Here is a 19,055-nt window from a genome sequence, read left to right as displayed (position 1 = left end):
CAAGCCTTTTTCTCTACCGAAGCAACGTTTAATAGAACGTTGTCCCTTCACCAGCTCGAGTAAGCAAACCATCACATGGCGCGTAACGATCGCCATACTTCGATGCAAACTCATTCATTTTCTCTACGAGCTCTTTAATGCCAAATTGGTCCATGTAACGGAACGGACCACCCAAGAACGGTGGGAAACCAATACCAAATATCGCGCCAATATCACCGTCACGTGACGAGCGAATGATGCCATCATCCAAACAACGTACCGCTTCATTCAACATTGGCAACACACAGCGCAACGCAATATCGTTATCGCTTAGCTTAGATTCAGGGTCGAGCTTAAGCAGTTTGTAAACTGATTTGTCGACATCTTTCTTCTTGCCCTTGTAAGTGTAAAACCCCTTACCACTCTTGCGTCCTTTACGTCCATCATTTAACAAGATATCAAACACATCCGGGCCTTTGAATCGGTCACCTAACTCATTAACCAGAATCGGCATAATTTTCGCGCCAATGTCGACACCGACTTCATCCAGTAAGGTAATCGGGCCGACAGGGAAACCAAAGTCAAGCAACGCCGTATCAATCTTTTCGATCGGTTCGTTAGCCAGCAGAATATGCGCCGCTTCGTTCATGTATGGCGCAAGAATGCGGTTCACGTAAAAGCCCGCTTTGTCTTTCACTACGATCGGGGTTTTACCTTGCTTCTTAGCAAGTGCAACAACTGTTGAAACGGTTTCATCTGACGTCGTTTCATGCGGAATCACTTCCACCAAAGGCATTTTTTCTACTGGGCTGAAGTAATGCAAACCCACTACGTTTTCTGGACGCTCTGCTTTTTCTGCAATTTTGTGGATAGGCAACGAAGAAGTATTGGTCGCAAAGATAGTTTCTGACTTAGCGTTCGCTTCAATGTCCGCCACCATTTTTTGCTTAAGATCTAAGTCTTCAAAAACGGCTTCAATTACGACATCAATATGATTAAAACTGGTAAAATCGACACCACCAGACAGTTGCAGCATTTTCGCTTGCAGATCGGCCTTGGATAGAATGCGACGTCTGCGCTGTTTCTCAAATAACTTGTAGTTGTAGTTGAGCGCATTTAAAACGCCATCGTTGCTAACATCTTTGATGCGAACAGGTACTTTTGCTTTTGCAACAGACACATGGCTGATTCCGGCGCCCATCAGACCACCACCAAGCACACCAACTTTATGAACTGGTGCTGGTTTCGCATCCGTGCCATTTTCTTTCTTCATTTCTGTTGTGGCAAAGAAGATCGAACGGAGCGCTTTTGACTCTGAGCTCATCACAAGCTCACCAAAGCGCTTCGCTTCAAGTTCTTGGCCTTTAGCGAAGCCTTTCTCTAAGCCATGTTGAATAACTTCTAGAATTGCAACCGTTGCTGGATAGTTACCGCGAGTTTTTTGATTCGTTTTCTTCGCAGCTTGCTCAAATACAAACTTGCGCCCTAGCCCGCTACCAGACATCACCTTTTCTTTCGTCGATAGCTTTTTCGTGCCCTTGTTTTTACCTTTGTCGATAAACTGTTTTGCTACGTCGAGCAAAATGGTGTCAGGCACACAGGCGTCCACAACGCCCAATTTTTTAGCTTTCTTCGCACGAAGTTGTTTACCCGTCAGGATCAAGTCCAACGACGGTAACAGGCCAATCAAACGTGGCAGACGCTGAGTACCACCAGAACCTGGCAATAAACCAAGTTGTACTTCTGGCAGACCTAAACGCGTTTTGTCAGAATCCGTACAAACACGATAATCACATGCAAGAGCCAGTTCTAAACCACCGCCCAAACATGGGCCATGAATAGCCGCAACGACAGGATAAGGTAAGTCCGATAGCTGCTGGAACAACTCCTGACCTTGCCTTGCTAAGGCTTCCGCTTCACTTGCTGTGGTGCATGCTTCTAGCATTCGAACATCAGCACCCGCAACAAAATTGTCCGGTTTTAGGGAGTGGATGATCATCCCTTTAATACCACTGGAGTCTTTTAGCTGAGCAAAAATTTCTTTCATTTCGTCAGCAAAAGCCGCCTGCAGCGTATTCATTTTTTCATTAGGAACATCGATGGCTAACCAAGCAATATTTTGCTCATCAACCTTTAGACTAAATGCTTTTTGCTCGCTCATTACTCAACCTCCAGAATCATTGCCGCACCAAGACCACCAGCAGCACATGCGGTATTCAATGCAATACCACCGCCACGGCGTTTTAGCTCTCGTAGGGTTTGCGTCATCATACGCGCACCAGTCGCAGCAAATGGGTGACCATAAGCAATTGATCCGCCAAGCACGTTGAACTTATCCATGTCAATTTCACCAATCGCTTTTGAGCGACCAAGGTTTTCTTGAGCAAACTTATCGGAAGCAAACATCTTCACATTCGCCAATGCTTGAGCAGCAAAGGCCTCGTGCATGTCGATCAACGTCAGGTCTGACAGTTCCAAGCCTGTATTTTCAAGCACTTTCGCTGTGGCATAAGTCGGCCCCATCAGCATGTCCTTTTCCACGCCGATAGCAGAGAATGCATAACCTCGGATGTAACCAAGAATCTCCATTCCGAGCTCTTTCGCTTTACCTTCTCGCATCAACATCACTGCCGCACCACCATCAGTCAATGGCGTACTGTTCGCAGCCGTAACACTGCCATACTGACGATCAAACGCAGGTCGCAATTTCGCGTATCCCTCAACCGTTGAGTCATGACGGATATTGTTGTCTTCCGAAATCCACTTTTTGTATGGTTCAGGGAAAGCCGTCATCACTTCATCTTGGATTTTTCCTTCTTTCCAAGCTTGAGAAGCCAGCGTATGAGAACGATGTGCAAGCGCATCCTGTTCTGCGCGAGAAATACCATGTGTTTTAGCCATTTGCTCTGCAGTTTGTCCCATGGATAAACCCGTAGAGTACTCTGCTACTGCTGGTGGCACTGGCATCAGGTCTTTAAAGCTCAAGTTTTTGAGGATACTAAGCTTCTGACCCATTGTTTTTGTCTTACTAAGAGCAAGCAGATTAGAAGCCAATTTCTTTGATACGCCAATAGGCAGGACGGAAGAAGAGTCTGCACCGCCAGCAATACCAATATCGATGGTTCCCGCCATGATGCTTTCTGCGACATTAACCGCCGCTTGAAAACTCGTCGCACACGCTCGAGTCACACTGTAAGCATCAGTATGGATGTTCATACCGGTGCCTAACACGATTTCTCGTGCGATGTTTGGCGCTTCAGGCATTTGTACTACTTGTCCAAATACCACTTGTTCGATTAGCTTCGGATCAATATCTGTTCGAGCAAGCATTTCGCTTACTACCATTTTCCCTAAATCGACCGCTGGCACTTGGCTAAATTCCGTGCTTTGACGAGCAAAGGGAGTTCGAAGCCCCGCGACAATAGCGACACGCTCACCATTGCGTGTTTTTACTTCCTGCTTGCCCATTGTTTCTCCTTAAATACAAGAGGTCTGACCTGATGCATTGTAATGAATTTGTTAAATTTATCAAACGTGCGTTTAAATAAACGTGAAGCAAGTAGTTCAATTACTCTACTTCTTTGATTCTTATGCGATTACTAATGGTTAACTATAGAGAGTTAAAACGGTAAGAGGTATACGGAAAGTAAAATCGAAGCAAAAAAAAACCACACATAACTGTGTGGTCGGAATATCTATAAAACAATTAACTTACGCCAATTGAAAAGTAATCAGTTTCCTGATTAGGAGAAAGTAAAGTCAGCCTTCAAAAGGAAGTGTCATCTTGCTCAACATGTTAGTCGCAATGACTAACGAGATGACAAGGTGTACTATAACCCCTTCACTGCTTGATATTTTGAAATAGATCAATTTTATAGTGATTTTACGAGTTTTAAGCTCACCTAAAGCGATTATTGATTCAAAACAATTCAAGAATCCACCATCAGAAGTCCCTTTTAATGCTCCATCGAGTGAACTTATCCAAGCCATTGATTACTAATGATGATATTGTTAACAATATATATCAATTCGTGTTCGATGATATCTGACATTTGCGTATACACTTTTAGGTAACCACATGGCTTATTGTGTCAAAGGGGTTGCATGACAAATCCTGCAACCAAAACCGCTAAGCGATGAAGCAAGTAAAGTCATGCTCAGAACAAGTAAGAAACTCACAGAGCGAGGATGGAGGCTCCTGTGGCCATATTAAAAATGTTTGGAAAGAAAAATTCCAACAGTCCGGTCAACTCTGATATGGACAAGCAAAGAAAATACGAAGCGCTCGTCCGAGGGTATCATCGTGACTTGTACCGCTACGCATATTGGTTGTGCAAAGATAAAGCGGTCGCGGAAGATCTAGTTCAGGAAACCTGTCTTAGAGCTTGGAAGTCACTCGATAGCCTCCAAGACGAAAAAGCTGCCAAGTCTTGGCTCATCACAATATTGAGACGAGAAAATGCGCGCCGCTTCGAACGTAAACAATTTGATTTAGTTGATATCGATGATTACGGCAATGATGCTAAAGTCAGCGATGACCCACATCACCAGCAAGAATGGCTGCAGGCACAGATCATGAAGCTCGATGTTGAATACCGTGAGCCTTTATTTCTCCAAGTTGTTGGTGGTTTCAGTGGAGAAGAAATTGGTGACATTCTTGATTTAAATAAAAATACAGTGATGACTCGACTATTTCGCGCTCGTAATCAACTTAAAGAGATGTTGGATTCTCAAGATACCAAGAGAGGACAAAAGAATGGATGATTTAGAATTTCGTCGTCGTATTTTGTCGGATCCAAAACAAAAGGATGAAGAGATTCTGCAAGCTTTAGCTGGTAGCGACGCCAACAATAAGTTTGTTGATGACGTTTTGGATCTCGATGTAAAAATTAAACAAGCCATGAATGTGGATGTACCCGAAGATCTCGCAGATAAGATTTTATTTAGCCAGACGTCGAGTGCACTTGATGAAGAGAAGGTCGTAAGACCAAACTTTGTCCGCAAAGCAATGGCACTTGCCGCTTCTATTGCGTTCACCGCAGGGTTATTAGTTGGCCAAGTAAACTGGGGAAATGTTTTGGTGTCTCCAGCACAAGCCAGTTTAGCGGATACCGCGATGAAACACGTTATTCATGAAGAACCGTTTGTTCGTCATCTTGATGAGGATGTACCGAGCTCGCAAATTAATGCGAAAATGTCGCCATTTCATTACCAGTTTAGTGAAAACTTTCCATATCACGTTTACTACCTAAACCACTGCGGTTTTGGCGAATCCAATGCGGTGCATATGGTGTTCCAAGGTCCAAAAGGTAAAGTAACGTTATTTATTACTGGTATTCCAAGCGAACAAAGTACCGACTTTAGTAAGGATGGCATGACCGGAATCGTTCAGCCCGTCGGGAGTTCAAGCCTGATTTTAGTCGGGGAAGAAGGTGAAAATATTGATGCGCTCGCTACGACTCTTGCATCAATGATTAAGCCGATGTAACAACTTCGACGATTTCCAGCCTTCAAAAGGTTAAATGCCGCTAAATGATCTTATTTAGCGGCATTTTTGTATAAATAGAACGCAAAACATTCACCACCGCTATACCATTTAGAGCTTAAACTCTAAATTATGCATTTTAAGTGCAATTTCCCGTCTTTTAGACATCATTTCTGCAATTTTTATTCAATTTTATCCAATGGTCGGATTTGTCCAAGCAATTATTGATACTACTATCTGCGCCACTGAGCAAAAGCTCAATTTATCGTCCAAAGAGACGAATCTAATAAGGAAAAACAAATGACTCAGAACACGCGTCTGTTTAAAAAGACTCTCCTAGCAGTAACGGTAGCTTTTGCCTCAGGTCAATCGATGGCAGCGGGTTTCCAAATCAACGCTCAATCAGCAACTGGCATCGGCCGTGCATTTGCTGGTGATGCAGTAATCGCAGATAATGCAGCAGTAATGGCTCGTAACCCAGCAGCAATGGCTCTGTTTGATAAAATGGAACTGTCGCTAGGTTTCGAAAGCATTACTTCAATGATTGAAGTGAAAGATGCGAAATATAACGTTAATACTCCTTTGGGCTCCAATACTGTAAGTGTTGCTGATACTGATGATGTGGGTGATACGTCAATAGCTCCAAACATTCACCTAATCGTTCCAGTAAATGACAAGTTTGCATGGGGCGTAAACGCATACTCTAATTTCGGCACTAAAACTGAATTTTCAGATAACTACACCGCAACAGAGTACGGTGGTCTTACGGATGTAAAAAGCTTCAACTTTGGATTGGCGGGTTCTTACCGTTTAAACGAACAATGGAGCTTTGGTGCTGGTTTAGATTTAATCTACGGCCAAGGCACAATGAAGCGTACAACTAGCTCTTCAGTCCCAAGGGTTGGCGGTCAAAAAATTCTGGACGTAGATAAAGCTGATGGTTGGGCTGTTGGTTTTAACGTAGGTACTGTGTACGAACTAGATGAAAACAACCGTTTTGGTCTAGCGTATCGTTACAGCCCTGAATTTACGGCAAAAGACGACAAAGGTCAGGAAATCACGCTACCTCTACCAGATATGGCCGAGTTTTCTGGTTTCCACAAAATCCAAGACACTAAGTTTGCTGTACACTACAGCATCCAATACATCGGTTGGAAAGATTTCGACCAAATTGATTTTGAGAACCTAAATCAGGGTTTACTTAAAGGTGGTTACTCGAAAGACTATCAATGGCAAGATGGCTGGCACTACGCAATTGGTGGTACTTACTACCTAAACAACAACTGGACACTTCGTGCTGGTTACATGTACGACACAAGCGCTCAAGATAAAGTAACGTCTATCTCGGTACCAGACTCAGATCGCCAGTGGTTCTCCACAGGTTTCTCTTACCATATTGATAATAGCTCAAACATCGATTTTGGCTTCACGTACTTGTTAGGTGAAGATGTAAAAGTTAATGAGAATACTCAATTAGCTCCTGGTCTTTCTACCGGTGTAACAGCAACAACTCATGCTGATGCAATTCTATTCGGCTTACAATACAGCCGTAGCTTCTAAACGCTTCGCTGTTAGTTAGTAGAAAAATACTTTATATAAAAGGCTGGATTTCCAGCCTTTTTTCATATCTGCGATTTATTGCTCACTCAATTTGAGTGAACACGTGTATCTAAATCTCACAATTAGGACGCACAGCTGTTCGCTGAATTCCGTTTACAAGCCTTTCACAGTTAGATTATTAAACCGCAAAAATAACATTTGAAAGGATAATATTTCAAAAGACCACTTACGCTGGATTTTCATTTCTAAAGTAAAAACTCTACCTTTAAACTTTCGTCCCACGTTATAAACAAATCAGCGAACATTCGAATGAAAACCAACAAGACTCTTCTATCAACAGCAGTGGCATTAAGCCTACTTGGCACAACGGGCATGGCTAACGCAGCAGGTTTCCAACTTGCTGAATATTCTGCAACAGGCCTAGGTCGAGCATATGCTGGTGAAGCTGCAATGGCTGACAACGCAAGTGCACAATGGCGTAACCCAGCAATGCTAACTTATTTGGAAGGCACTCAAGTGTCCGTTGGTGCAATCTATGTGAACCCAAATATTGATATTGAAGGTGATGTAAACTTCCACGGTAGCACTTCTTCTGCATCTTCAGATGACTTCGCACATGATGCAATCATTCCAAACTTCTACCTATCACACCAATATAATGAGAAATTCGCGATTGGTTTGGCATTTGGCACCAACTACGGCATGGAAACCGATTTAGGTAAAGGCTTTGGTGCATCGCACTTCGGTAACGAAGCAAGCGTAACGACAATGGAAGCGAACTTAAACGCAGCTTACAAAGTCAATGAATCAATCAGCGTTGGTGGTGGTATCCGTTACATCATCGGCGAAGGCAGCTTTGGCGCAGCAGCTCCTAAGAATAACGTTGTAGGGTTAAATCCTGAAACTAATCAACCAATCAGTGTTCCTCAAGGTACCGCTCTAAAATACATGGAAGGTGACGATACCGCTTGGGGCTGGCAAGTTGGTACAGCATGGCAGATCAATGAAAATAACCGTATCGGCTTCGCGTATAAATCTGAAGTTGAACTGAAGCTTGAAGGCCATGCTGAAGGTCTTGGTTTTGGCTTCGGTACTTCTGAACGCGACAACGGCTACATGTATCTAAACCTGCCTGCAACGGCTGAGTTGGCAAGCTTCCACCAAGTAACAGACCAACTTGCGTTACACGCAAGCGTTAACTGGACGGATTGGAGCTCTTTCGAGAAATTGGAAGCACGTCTAAATACTGCTGGCACGCATATGGTTAAAGTAGAAAACTGGGAAGACAACTATCGCTTTGCTGTTGGTGCTACTTACCAGCTTGATCCTAAGCTAGCGCTACGCACTGGTATTGCATACGATACTTCAGCGGTAAGCGACAAAAACCGCACGATTACTATTCCAGAAACTGACCGCACTTGGCTAAGTATTGGCGCAACGTACGATTGGACGAAAGACTTCAGCCTAGACGCTGGCTTCACCTATATTTTTGCGAAAGACGCACCAATCGTTGAGTCTCGTGGTTACAAGTCAGACGACACTGCAGAACAAGTCGGCGGCCAATTCGTAGGCGAAACTACGGGTAATGTTTGGCTAATCGGTGTTCAAGCAAACTACCGTTTCTAACCAAGCTGCAAAATACAAAAAAGGCTTAGCATCAGCTAAGCCTTTTTTCATTTCTCTATTGTGAAGAACAACGCTTAAAAGTCTTCTAGATATTCATCTAAATACTCTTCTTCTTCGATGTTAACTTCTTCTACCGTTTCAACTTCTGCTTTAAAGTTTTGACGCTGGATATAAACATCGCGAGTTAGAATATATGGATCCGGCGACGAGTCTAGCTGCGCTTCTTGCGGTACTAATAAAGCACGCTTCTCCATTCCTTCAAACGCCCACTTACCCAAACTCGCCCAGAAGTTGAGATAAGAGAGGGGTAAATACGTACTATCTACGGTATCTGTCACTTCACGTAAGGTATACGGACCATAACCTGGAACCATGAAGTAAGGGCCATTTCCAACACCATAGTGGCCTACTGCATCACTGAACGCTTTCTCGTCGTACTTCGTAATACCCGCGGCACTTGCAATATCGAATAAACCGAAAATACCGAACGTCGAGTTAATCCAAAAACGGTTAAAGTGGTCCACGGCTTTCGTACCATTACCCATGATTAAGTTATTAACCATGCTTGCTGGCTCATCTAAGTTCGATAAGAAGTTAGCGATACCAGAACGAATAGGAACTGGCGTGTATTCTACATACGCAAGTGATACAGGACGAACCAAATACGGATCTAAATATTCGTAGTTGAGTTCCCACATGGTTCGGTTAAAGCCTTCCAACGGGTCATACACATCAGAAGTCGTTTGATTTGTTTCTTGTCCTGTTACTGCTTCATCAGGCGCACTTGAACAGCCAACCAGTCCAACGGCTAACAGCAACAAGAAGGTAGATTTACCCTTGTTATACATTTTATTTTCCATAACGACTATTAATGTACCTAAGTCACCCCGATTAACCATTGTACGTATGTTGAGCAGGATACATAGTAAAGATGACTCAGATATGGGAATAAATAAAGGCCAGCAATCGCTGGCCTTCGGTATTCTACTCGATCGTTTAGAGTCATACCACTAAAGGCAACTGACTCTACCTCGTTGTCATGTTTCAGAGACAGATGTTAACAATTAATACTGCTGATCAATGGTCACTTCTACTGGTGCGCCAAATTCAACGACGTCACTTTCTCCGTGCCAATCTTGATCACGCGTTGCTACGTTACCGTCAGAATCTACACGCACACGGACGATTAGCTTATCGAGTGAAGATAACTTTTGCCCTTGCATCATGGCATTGCCATCATCTAATACGACTGTGCGAGGGAAAGTACCTAGCGGATAACGAGCAGCAGCCACAGGCATTGGGGAGCCATCTGAACGATGTACTGACACAATCAGAACTGCGTTTGGATCCAACTGAGCATTTGGTGCCACATCAATTGTCACAGCTACACTCTTATCCTGTGAAACCGCTTCGCCCATTTGCTTACGAGCACTCTCAATACTGCGTGACAACATCTCGTAGCGGCTATCTTCTGGACCAATCATTTGCTGCATGATTCCCCAGTACTTGATGGCAGCCGGGAAGTCTTGACGCTCAAACGCATCGAACGCTAACAAAGAAAACACACGCAGATCGACATAGTCTTGCTGCATCAGCTTGCCGAGTAATGAGCGAGCCGTCGCTTGATCCATTTCCTCTTGAGACAGCATCAGAGCTTGTGCATAACCCAACATCACATCTGGGTCTTTTGGCTCTAGGCGGTACGATTTTTCCATCGCATCGATAGCTGTGGTGACATCACGATTTGCTAACGCAATACGACCTAGCAGTAACCAACCTGTCGAGTCTTCCGGCTGGTAATGTAAGCGAGTTCGAAGGGCAAGGGTCAAATCCGCCATTTCATCGTCACTCAGCGGCTCAGAAGAAGCCGACATCAGCTTTTTCGATAACTCAGGTAGATTTGCAGACACTTCTTGCCATTGAACAATATCGTCTGACGCGCCAAATTTATAATACAAACCATAGCTCAGCACCACCGTCAGAATTACCGATGGAACTAAAACTGCGATTGGAGAAACCTTGGTTTCTTTTTGCGCTCTATCACCAGGGATATCGTCAAGCAGTGATTGCTTTAGATCAGAAATCAGTTCGTCTTCACTTTCAACTAGACCTTCGTCAGTTTCTTCTGCAAGCTCAGATAGTCGGTCTTTATAAAATGCCTTGTTAAGCTCATCGCGTAACACATCATCATTGTTCGCTTTTTGTTTAAGCAGCGGCAAAGCCACCAGCGCACAAGCAATAAGCGTGAGAACAACGGTGGAAATCCAAAATAGTGTCATTACTTCTTATCTCCGTTGTTCTCTTCTTCAAGCAATGCTTTTAAACGAGCTTCTTTTTGCTCATCCCATTGCTCGTCACTGCTCGCTTTTGCCTTAACTTTAGATTTACGGCTACGCAGCACAATCAAACCAAAACCACCCAGTACTACAGCGAGTGGCCCTAGCCACAAAATCGCAGTCGCGACCGTAAATGGTGGGTTGTAAGTCACGAAGTTACCGTAACGGGCGATCATGTAATCAACAATCTCATCTTTGGACTTACCTTCTTTGGTCATTTCGTACACCTTATGGCGTAAGTCCTGAGCAAGTTCAGCGTTAGAATCCGAGATCGTGTTGTTCTGACATTTAGGGCAACGGAGCGTATGGCTTAACTCTTTGAACTGCTGTTCTTGTTCCAAATTATCAAACTCGTACACTTCAATGGCCGCATGAGCAGCAAGAGATAATGTCATCGCAGCAAAAACGGCAAGAATTAGCTTTCTCATTGCTTCGCCTCCTCAACCAATTTGTTGTAAAGCGGCTCCAGTGTTTCTGACCAATTACGTGGGTTTACATCCCCTACATGGCGATAGCGAATCACACCATTTGCATCAATAATGAATGTTTCTGGAGCACCATAAACGCCAAGGTCAAGGCCAAGCATACCACTGCCATCAAATAGGCTGATCAAGTACGGGTTGCCGAGATCATTCAGCCAACCTATTGCTTTATTACGATCATCTTTGTAATTCATACCGATGATCTTAACGCCCTTACCCGCCAATTCGTTTAGGTATTTATGCTCTGCATAACACGTTGGGCACCACGTTGCCCAAACGTTCAAGAGCAACGGTTCACCTTTAAAAATTGATTGGTCGTACTGTTTTCCAGGCTCAGCCAGGTCTTCTAAATGAAATTCAGGAACTGGCTTGCCAACCAAAACCGACTCCAATTTAGTTGGATCATCGCCCTCTTGGTTACGCATTAATTGGGTTGCGAAAATGCCCGCTAGAATCATGAAAGCGACAAGCGGAATAAATAAGATTTTCTTATTCATGTTATGCCTCCTGCTCTTTTGACTTCGCGTTTTGCTTCGGCGATTTACGGAAGCGGTAGCGTTTATCAGAAATCGCTAGTGCGCCGCCTAATGCCATAATCAAAGAGCCAGCCCAAATCCAACGAACGAACGGTTTATAGTAAATACGAACAGCCCAAGATCGGTTGTCGTCTAAACGTTCACCCATTGCAATGTATAAGTCGCGGCTAATACCACGGTCAATGGCTGCTTCAGTCATCATAGACTTAGCCGTACGGTAGAAGCGCTTCTCTGCGTGAAGCGTATTCACGTATTTGCCATCGTGTGTGATCTCAAAGTCTGCGATGTAGCCATCGTAGTTTGGACCATCTTTATCACGCAAGCCTGAGAAGTAGAAATCATAGCCTTGAATTTGGAAGTGTTCGCCAGGTGCTAAACGTACATCACGCTCGATGCTGTAGTTCTGTACCATCGCAATACCGATAACAGATACCGCCAGACCAACATGACCCAACATCATTGCCCAGTGGCTACGTTGCAGCTTGCGAACACCTTCACTAAAGCTATGACGGTGCGTTGCGCGCTCGTACAGTTCAAAGCCATGCATCGCAATAATCCAAATCGCCATCACCCAACCAATGTAAGCCATGGTTGAGAAGAAATCGGCAAACAGGTACACGCATAGCGCGGCCAAGGCGAAAGCAAGCACACCTGAAACGAGCATTGGTTTCACAAGTTTAGATAAATTGTCTCGCTTCCAACGAATAAGAGGACCAATACCAAGCAGGAAAGCGAATGGCATCATTAACCACGCAAATAGCATGTCAAAGAATGGCGCACCGATAGAAACCGACCCCAAACCAAGCTGCTTGTGTACGAGCGGCAACAGTGTCCCCACTAACACCACAACAAGAGCGGCGATAAGTAATACGTTGTTGGCTAAGAGCGCATTTTCACGTGAGACTAAGTCGAAGTTACCTCGTACACGCACTGCTGCACCTTTTACGGCAAACAGCAATAAAGAGCCGCCGATAACGAAAACGAGGAAGCCTAGAATAAACATACCGCGCGACGGGTCAGACGCGAACGCGTGCACCGATACTAAAATACCGGAACGGACTAAGAAGGTGCCCAACAAACTCAACGAAAATGCAGAGATTGCCAATAGTACCGTCCACGCTTTAAATGTGCCGCGTTTTTCTGTCACGGCAAGAGAGTGGATTAATGCGGTACCCGCTAACCAAGGCATGAATGATGCGTTTTCTACTGGGTCCCAGAACCACCAGCCACCCCAGCCAAGTTCGTAGTAAGCCCACCAAGAACCTAGTGCGATACCAAGTGTTAAAAATACCCATGCAGCGGTTGTCCAAGGACGAGACCAACGAGCCCAAGCCGTATCAAGGCGTCCGGTCATTAGGGATGCGATCGCAAAAGAGAACGCAACCGAGAAACCAACATAGCCCATGTAAAGCATTGGCGGGTGAACAATCAAACCAGGGTCTTGAAGCAGAGGGTTCAAGTCACGTCCGTCAACCGGGAAGAACGGTAACGTACGTAGGAATGGATTTGACGTTAAGATGATAAACAGTAGGAAACCCACTGAGATCATGCCCATAACAGCAAGTACACGTGCAACCGACTCTTGCGGCATACCACGACTAAACGTCGCTACAGCGACAGTCCAAGCAGCTTGGATTAAAACCCATAGCAACAGTGAACCTTCGTGTGCACCCCATACTGCGGTTAAACGGTAGTACCAAGGAAGCTGACTATTCGAGTTGCTCGCTACATACTGTAACGTGAAGTCGTTGGTATAAAATCCCCAACATAAAATGGCGAAAGAGAACAACAGCATCAGGAACATAGACCAAGATAGCGGTCGCGCTGTGTTCATTAGCATGGTGTTATTATTCGATGCTCCCCACAATGGCAATACGCTCAACAGCACTGCCATTGCAAGCGAAAGAATGAGAGCAAAGTGACCGATTTCAGCAATCATTGGCCGCTTCCTTGTTTCTGTTCGGTGCTGTATTGAAGCGGTTCATGCGTTTTCTTCATCGCTTCTGCAATTTCTGGTGGCATGTATTCTTCATCGTGCTTCGCTAGGACCTCAAATGCCTCAACTGTCGTGGCATCTTTCAGTACACCTTGAGCAACAATACCCTGCCCTTCACGGAACAAGTCAGGAAGAATACCGTCATAGGTAATCGTCACTTTCGGACCGACATCGTGCAGGTCAAAACTCACTTTCAAAGAATTAGGATCTCGACGAACTGAGCCCACAACCACCATTCCACCGATACGCAGACGCTGGCCTACTTCTGGCTTGGTGCCATCTGGCTTACCATTAACCAATTCCGTTGGAGTGTAGAAAAGGTCCATATTTTGATTAAGCGCATAAAGTATCAAACCAATGGTGGCACTAATACCGATAAAGATCGCTAGTACAATACCTAGCCTCTTTTTACGTCTCGGGTTCATAAGGTGTTCTCCATGTTCTTCGCTGCGTCGATACGAGCTTGACGGTCAATTTTTGCTTTCACTTCTTTCAATAATGCATCACCGCGGCGAAGGCTAGTGATCAGAAGAATCAGCATGGATAAGAAAGTAATACCAAACGCACTCCATACGTATGATGCGTAGCCACCCATGGCAAAAAAGTCGCTCAGAGATTCAAAATGCATAATCAGTTACCTCACTGAGTTTGTTCTGTTGCGAGTTTGCGCACCCAAGGGCGGTGACTTTCTTTACTGATGATTTCGTTACGAAAACGGACCATCGTCACGGCACCAAAGAAGAACGCAAAGCCAAAGATGTTCAGCAATAACGGCCAAAGCATGTCGGATGAAATAGAAGGTTGTTCAAATTTCGTGATCGTCGCACCTTGATGAAGCGTGTTCCACCATTCCACGGAAAAGTGAATGATAGGTAGGTTTACTACGCCTACGATCGCTAAAATACCAGCAGCTTTTGCGGCGGTTTTTTGATCGTCAAACGCATGGTAAAGCGCAATCACACCAAGGTAGAGAAATAGAAGAATCAATTCAGATGTAAGACGGGCATCCCATACCCACCAAGTGCCCCACATAGGCTTGCCCCAAACAGCACCTGTAAGTAGAGCAATAAAAGTAAATACTGCACCAATCGGAGCCATCGCAAGTGCCGCCATATCAGATAGGCGAACTTGCCATACTAGGCCAATAAATGCAGCGATCGCCATCGACATATAAACGCCCATAGACCAAATAGCTGATGGGACATGAATGTAGATGATTCGGAAACTGTCACCTTGTTGGTAATCTGAAGGCGCAAATGCAAGCCCCCAAACCGTACCAACCGATAAGCATACGAGGGCCAATACAGAAAACCAAGGCAGAAACTTACCACTCAAACGATAAGCTGCTTCTGGCTTGGCATAAGGATGTAGCCATTTCCACATGTTTTGTTCTCACTCTTACTTCAGGGACACTGTCTAAAGGGTTGAGACCGTAGCAGTGCTTTAATAATAATTCTTTGATCAAGCGCCGCTTCATTGGCACTTTATTGAGTTAGTTGACACTAACTCGTAATGCGGCACTGATGGCAAAAGGCGTTAATGTCATCGCCCCCATTAGCATCGCACCTAAAATCGCTAGTTGACCGTTATACGCCATACCGAGTGCGGCAGCATCAATTGCCGATGTTGCGAAAATCAAAATTGGGATGTAGAGCGGAAGAATAAGCAAACTCAAAAGAACGCCACCCTTTTGCAACCCAACAGTCAACGCCACACCAATGGCGCCAATAAAACTTAGTGTTGGTGTACCGATCATCAAGGTTAATACAACCGATAGCCAAGTATTGAAGTCGAGCGAAAGTAAAACCGCCAATAATGGGCTAATTAAAATCAGAGGTAACCCTGTTAACAACCAATGTGCTATGACTTTTGAAACCACTACAAGTTGCAATGGAATCGGCATTAGCATCATTTGTTCTAGTGCACCGTCTTGAAAATCATCACGAAATAGACGCTCTAATGATAATAAGGCGGACAGCAATGCGGCAACCCAAACGATGCCCGCTGCAATACGTGCTAACAAATTAGGCTCTGGTCCAATACTCAGAGGAAAGAGAGTAATGACAATAATAAAGAACCACAGCGGGTTCAGAATGTCTGCCTGACGGCGAAATGCGATTAGGAGCTCACGACGAATGATGGTGGTCATCGAGGAAATCATATCAGTCACCCAGCTTTATTTTTCTAAGTTTCGGGCTGTCCGCAAACATATCTTGATGCGTCGTCAACACAACAATACCGCCATTATCAGCATGACTTGCGAACAAAGATTCAAGCACCTTGACACCTTGCTTATCAATGGCAGTCAACGGCTCATCTAAGATCCATAAAATTTGCTTACTGAGCCATAACCTTGCCAATGCGACTCGTCGTTGCTGACCTGCGGAAAGTTGTGCTACAGGCACATCTTCTCGACCAGCTAATCCTACTTGAGTCAAAGCGATAAAGATTTCTTCGTCTGAAGAGCGATTATTTTGAATAGATTGATAAAAACGTAAGTTTTCTAATGCGGTAAGCTCTCGTTTCACTCCTGTTTGATGTCCTAAGAAAAGCAGATCTTGATGGAAAACATCACGAGATTTTTCAACCTCTTCGCCTTTCCATTTAATGACACCTTCTTCTCTATCACCTAACCCTGTCACAATCCGTAGCAATGTAGTTTTACCAGTACCATTACGCCCTTCGATCTGGACCAATTCACCAGGCTTAATTTCAAACTGCAGGTTTTCAAACAGAACCCTTTCATCACGGATTGCTGTCAGGTTAGACACTTCTAACATAGAGCTTCAACTAAAAAATGAACGAGCCGCTATATTAGCACAGCTTAGTTATGACAAAACAGGATAAGAGGGCTAGGTTACATGTAAGTTCATGTATTTTTGTTAATTAATCATCACACTTTAATAAAATTAACTATAAGTAGTTATAAGCGCTCATTTTGAATTTGAGAGGCCAGAGCTAAGAGCAAGATCGACTGAAGGTTATCTAGGGTTGTATTTAAGAAGAGCATTAGCGGCTAAAAACAAAAAAGAGGCGTAATAACGCCTCTTTTTTATCGCTTGATAACCTTTAGCGTCGACGACGTCCACGCGCTGGATATTCTGCGCCATCTGATGGCTGACCACTTAATGGTGGAATCTTCTCTTTCCCTGCCAGTTTCTTCTGCAGTGAAAGCATCAACTCAGCTTCGGCTTTTGGTAGTTCGCACTCTTCAATCAGCTCGTTGATATCAGCGCCAAGCTGTACCATTTTAGAAGCGCGACTGTACAAGCGACCATCAGTATCAGCGTGTTCGAGTTCGCGAATTCTCTCGTTTAAGTGCTGAATAATGTCTTGTTGCTCGGTCACTTTTTGTCCAAGACCAACAACAACCGAGCGCACTTCGAGTAACTGCTTACTCAACTTTTGCACTTCTTTATCTGCGTGTCGAGATTGAGCTCGTTGTTGATCTAACTGCTTTTGTAACCCCGAGCGAATCCGCAGTTGCAAAACAACCAATACCAACACGATAAAAGCGACGCCACCCGCAAGGAATGGGGCAGATAAAAGAGTCTCTTCAGCCATCATCATTCAGCCATTAAAGGTGAGCCATCTCGTCCCACTCGTCATCTGTTAGCAGCTTGTTCAAATCCACAAGGATAAGAAGCTTGCCGTCACGGTTGCTCACACCCTGGATGAACTTCGCACTCTCGTCGGTACCAACTGAAGGCGTCGTATCAATTTCAGAAGAACGCAGATAAACAACTTCTGCCACGCTATCTACTAAGATACCAATCACTTGACGCTCAGACTCGATCACAATAATACGAGTGTTGTCAGTGACTTCGCCTTCCATCAGGCCAAAACGTGAACGTGTATCGATAACAGTAACTACATTACCGCGTAGGTTGATGATACCAAGTACATAATCTGGTGCACCTGGAACAGGGGCAATTTCAGTATAACGAAGTACTTCACGAACTTGCATTACGTTGATGCCGTACGTTTCTTCTTCTAGCTGGAACGTCACCCACTGAAGAACTTCGTCATTCGATGCATCTTTCTTCACTTCTACTTCAAAAGCTTGAGACATAGTTAATCCTCGTTAATGTCGTTCCCGACTTAAATCTAATTCAGTGATTTGACATCTAAACCGGCGTTTAGCATGTCAATGAGCGCCTGGACATGAATTAAGGCACACATTTTTTCTTTTACCATGCCCGCTAGCCAAGGGCGTTTACCCGCCTGCTCACGCCAGCGAACCTTGTCGATATTAAGCGTTTCAGTCCCCCTTAATTGGTTACTGGCCAACCCCCACATGCTCTCACCAAGCATGACGACATATTGGTAGTTATCTTTATAGCTATCATCACGAAGCTTATCTGCCATCACCCATTTCGCGGTATCGACGACATCAAACTGCTGCTCGCGATTTGTTTGTAGCCCCAAATACCAGGCGGGTTTTCCTATCAAATGGTTAAGCTCGCTAATGCGATGAATACCACCTAACTCATCAAGAGGTACAGCAAACGTGACACCATTCACATCAAAGTAAAGAACTTGGAAGTCCTCACTTCGCTTCGTGCTTTCCCAGACCGTTGGTATATCGGAATCTGCTTGTGTTTCGAGTTCAGTATCGACGTTCGATTCTATATTGATACTTTGTTCGATCACTGCGTGAGGTTCATCCACCTCTGGTTGCGCTTCCTCAAAAACTGGCTCATCAATCACCCAGTCCTGTATTTCCTCAACACCCTGAAGCTCAGGCACCTCACTAAAGGTTTGTACCTCAGGCTCAGCCGCTTTTATCTCTGCTGCAATATCAATCGTATTTTGTTCAAGAATACTATCAATATCCAACTCAGCCACTGGGTTGCTTGCTTCAAGCTGACTTAATAGCCTTTGAACATCTTCCAGGTTTGGAGCTTCCAACTCTGGCGGATATGTTTCTTGAAACTGGTACGTTTCTGGCTCCGAGTATTGTAGCTGTAATTCTGGCTCTGGCTCTGGCTCTGGCTCTGGCTCTGGCTCTGGCTCTGGCTCTGGCTCTGGCTCTGGCTCTGGCTCTGGCTCTGG

At 44.6% G+C, this 19,055-nt stretch carries 19 protein-coding genes; 4 read left to right on the top strand and 15 right to left on the bottom strand.

The window, feature by feature from the left end; genetic code table 11:
• Positions 1-28: 28 nt before the first annotated feature.
• Both fadJ and fadI read right to left on the bottom strand, forming a co-directional pair.
• Positions 29-2,140, bottom strand: coding sequence for a fatty acid oxidation complex subunit alpha FadJ (gene fadJ / locus R7R24_RS08460; RefSeq protein WP_054575364.1), 2,112 nt, complete (start codon positions 2,138-2,140; stop codon positions 29-31).
• Positions 2,140-3,447 carry an acetyl-CoA C-acyltransferase FadI gene (fadI, locus tag R7R24_RS08455; RefSeq protein ID WP_054575365.1) on the bottom strand — a complete coding sequence of 436 codons (1,308 nt, stop codon included), beginning with the start codon at positions 3,445-3,447 and terminating at the stop codon, positions 2,140-2,142. Before fadI ends, fadJ begins: the two co-directional genes overlap by 1 nt.
• Positions 3,448-4,167: 720 nt before the next feature.
• Here fadI and R7R24_RS08450 point away from each other — a divergent pair.
• The 4 genes from R7R24_RS08450 (at position 4,168) to R7R24_RS08435 (ending at position 8,650) form a co-directional block, all read left to right on the top strand.
• On the top strand, positions 4,168-4,743 hold the full coding sequence (locus tag R7R24_RS08450) for a sigma-70 family RNA polymerase sigma factor (RefSeq protein WP_042522516.1): 576 nt from the start codon (positions 4,168-4,170) through the stop codon (positions 4,741-4,743).
• Positions 4,736-5,467, top strand: a complete 732-nt coding sequence (locus R7R24_RS08445) for a DUF3379 domain-containing protein (RefSeq protein ID WP_033907380.1) — start codon at positions 4,736-4,738, stop codon at positions 5,465-5,467. The genes R7R24_RS08450 and R7R24_RS08445 overlap by 8 nt, the downstream gene beginning before the upstream one ends.
• A gap of 297 nt (positions 5,468-5,764) precedes the next feature.
• Positions 5,765-7,024 (top strand): outer membrane protein transport protein, encoded by a 1,260-nt coding sequence (locus R7R24_RS08440; RefSeq protein WP_005384451.1) that lies wholly within the window; start codon positions 5,765-5,767, stop codon positions 7,022-7,024.
• A gap of 309 nt (positions 7,025-7,333) precedes the next feature.
• Positions 7,334-8,650, top strand: a complete 1,317-nt coding sequence (locus R7R24_RS08435; protein ID WP_005380525.1) for an outer membrane protein transport protein — start codon at positions 7,334-7,336, stop codon at positions 8,648-8,650.
• A 74-nt stretch (positions 8,651-8,724) separates the two neighbouring features.
• On the opposite strand, the gene R7R24_RS08430 is transcribed toward R7R24_RS08435, so the two are convergent.
• The 13 genes from R7R24_RS08430 to R7R24_RS08370 form a co-directional block, all read right to left on the bottom strand.
• On the bottom strand, positions 8,725-9,498 hold the full coding sequence (locus R7R24_RS08430) for a VacJ family lipoprotein (protein WP_005380523.1): 774 nt from the start codon (positions 9,496-9,498) through the stop codon (positions 8,725-8,727).
• A 216-nt stretch (positions 9,499-9,714) separates the two neighbouring features.
• Positions 9,715-10,929 carry a c-type cytochrome biogenesis protein CcmI gene (ccmI, locus tag R7R24_RS08425; protein WP_025767178.1) on the bottom strand — a complete coding sequence of 405 codons (1,215 nt, stop codon included), beginning with the start codon at positions 10,927-10,929 and terminating at the stop codon, positions 9,715-9,717.
• Positions 10,929-11,414, bottom strand: coding sequence for a cytochrome c-type biogenesis protein (locus R7R24_RS08420; protein ID WP_005380519.1), 486 nt, complete (start codon positions 11,412-11,414; stop codon positions 10,929-10,931). The genes ccmI and R7R24_RS08420 overlap by 1 nt, the downstream gene beginning before the upstream one ends.
• Positions 11,411-11,965 (bottom strand): DsbE family thiol:disulfide interchange protein, encoded by a 555-nt coding sequence (locus R7R24_RS08415; RefSeq protein ID WP_005380518.1) that lies wholly within the window; start codon positions 11,963-11,965, stop codon positions 11,411-11,413. Before R7R24_RS08415 ends, R7R24_RS08420 begins: the two co-directional genes overlap by 4 nt.
• A gap of 1 nt (position 11,966) precedes the next feature.
• A complete protein-coding gene (locus tag R7R24_RS08410) occupies positions 11,967-13,943 on the bottom strand; it encodes a heme lyase CcmF/NrfE family subunit (protein ID WP_005384454.1) in 1,977 nt (658 codons plus the stop codon).
• A complete protein-coding gene (gene ccmE, locus R7R24_RS08405) occupies positions 13,940-14,425 on the bottom strand; it encodes a cytochrome c maturation protein CcmE (RefSeq protein WP_005380516.1) in 486 nt (161 codons plus the stop codon). The genes R7R24_RS08410 and ccmE overlap by 4 nt, the downstream gene beginning before the upstream one ends.
• On the bottom strand, positions 14,422-14,628 hold the full coding sequence (ccmD, locus tag R7R24_RS08400) for a heme exporter protein CcmD (protein WP_005380515.1): 207 nt from the start codon (positions 14,626-14,628) through the stop codon (positions 14,422-14,424). Before ccmD ends, ccmE begins: the two co-directional genes overlap by 4 nt.
• A gap of 11 nt (positions 14,629-14,639) precedes the next feature.
• Positions 14,640-15,383: a heme ABC transporter permease gene (locus tag R7R24_RS08395; RefSeq protein ID WP_005380513.1), complete on the bottom strand. Its 744-nt coding sequence runs from the start codon at positions 15,381-15,383 to the stop codon at positions 14,640-14,642.
• Positions 15,384-15,492: 109 nt separating this feature from the next.
• Entirely contained in the window at positions 15,493-16,161 is a 669-nt protein-coding gene (ccmB, locus tag R7R24_RS08390) for a heme exporter protein CcmB (protein WP_005380512.1), read from the bottom strand.
• Position 16,162: 1 nt separating this feature from the next.
• Positions 16,163-16,780 carry a cytochrome c biogenesis heme-transporting ATPase CcmA gene (ccmA, locus tag R7R24_RS08385; protein ID WP_005380511.1) on the bottom strand — a complete coding sequence of 206 codons (618 nt, stop codon included), beginning with the start codon at positions 16,778-16,780 and terminating at the stop codon, positions 16,163-16,165.
• Between the two features lie 289 nt (positions 16,781-17,069).
• Positions 17,070-17,564: a DUF2802 domain-containing protein gene (locus tag R7R24_RS08380; protein WP_054577710.1), complete on the bottom strand. Its 495-nt coding sequence runs from the start codon at positions 17,562-17,564 to the stop codon at positions 17,070-17,072.
• 13 nt (positions 17,565-17,577) lie between these two features.
• On the bottom strand, positions 17,578-18,072 hold the full coding sequence (locus R7R24_RS08375; RefSeq protein WP_005380507.1) for a chemotaxis protein CheW: 495 nt from the start codon (positions 18,070-18,072) through the stop codon (positions 17,578-17,580).
• 35 nt (positions 18,073-18,107) lie between these two features.
• The coding region (locus R7R24_RS08370; protein ID WP_318119482.1) for a chemotaxis protein CheW at positions 18,108-19,055 on the bottom strand (948 nt) is incomplete at its 5' end.

The sequence above is a fragment of the Vibrio sp. 704 genome (assembly GCF_033339295.1).
Note: the sequence above shows the minus strand (reverse complement) of the source record. Positions and strands in the feature narration are given on the sequence as shown.

Bases quoted from the DNA above. Each gene is read 5' to 3' on its own strand.
- ccmA (WP_005380511.1), bottom strand. From the start codon at position 16,780: ATGTTAGAAGTGTCTAACCTGACAGCAATCCGTGATGAAAGGGTTCTG.
- ccmB (WP_005380512.1), bottom strand. From the start codon at position 16,161: ATGATTTCCTCGATGACCACCATCATTCGTCGTGAGCTCCTAATCGCA.
- ccmI (WP_025767178.1), bottom strand. From the start codon at position 10,929: ATGACACTATTTTGGATTTCCACCGTTGTTCTCACGCTTATTGCTTGT.
- R7R24_RS08395 (WP_005380513.1), bottom strand. From the start codon at position 15,383: ATGTGGAAATGGCTACATCCTTATGCCAAGCCAGAAGCAGCTTATCGT.
- R7R24_RS08440 (WP_005384451.1), top strand. From the start codon at position 5,765: ATGACTCAGAACACGCGTCTGTTTAAAAAGACTCTCCTAGCAGTAACG.
- ccmE (WP_005380516.1), bottom strand. From the start codon at position 14,425: ATGAACCCGAGACGTAAAAAGAGGCTAGGTATTGTACTAGCGATCTTT.
- R7R24_RS08380 (WP_054577710.1), bottom strand. From the start codon at position 17,564: ATGGCTGAAGAGACTCTTTTATCTGCCCCATTCCTTGCGGGTGGCGTC.
- R7R24_RS08410 (WP_005384454.1), bottom strand. From the start codon at position 13,943: ATGATTGCTGAAATCGGTCACTTTGCTCTCATTCTTTCGCTTGCAATG.
- fadI (WP_054575365.1), bottom strand. From the start codon at position 3,447: ATGGGCAAGCAGGAAGTAAAAACACGCAATGGTGAGCGTGTCGCTATT.
- R7R24_RS08450 (WP_042522516.1), top strand. From the start codon at position 4,168: ATGGAGGCTCCTGTGGCCATATTAAAAATGTTTGGAAAGAAAAATTCC.
- R7R24_RS08430 (WP_005380523.1), bottom strand. From the start codon at position 9,498: ATGTATAACAAGGGTAAATCTACCTTCTTGTTGCTGTTAGCCGTTGGA.
- R7R24_RS08435 (WP_005380525.1), top strand. From the start codon at position 7,334: ATGAAAACCAACAAGACTCTTCTATCAACAGCAGTGGCATTAAGCCTA.
- fadJ (WP_054575364.1), bottom strand. From the start codon at position 2,140: ATGAGCGAGCAAAAAGCATTTAGTCTAAAGGTTGATGAGCAAAATATT.
- R7R24_RS08375 (WP_005380507.1), bottom strand. From the start codon at position 18,072: ATGTCTCAAGCTTTTGAAGTAGAAGTGAAGAAAGATGCATCGAATGAC.
- R7R24_RS08445 (WP_033907380.1), top strand. From the start codon at position 4,736: ATGGATGATTTAGAATTTCGTCGTCGTATTTTGTCGGATCCAAAACAA.
- R7R24_RS08420 (WP_005380519.1), bottom strand. From the start codon at position 11,414: ATGAGAAAGCTAATTCTTGCCGTTTTTGCTGCGATGACATTATCTCTT.
- ccmD (WP_005380515.1), bottom strand. From the start codon at position 14,628: ATGCATTTTGAATCTCTGAGCGACTTTTTTGCCATGGGTGGCTACGCA.
- R7R24_RS08415 (WP_005380518.1), bottom strand. From the start codon at position 11,965: ATGAATAAGAAAATCTTATTTATTCCGCTTGTCGCTTTCATGATTCTA.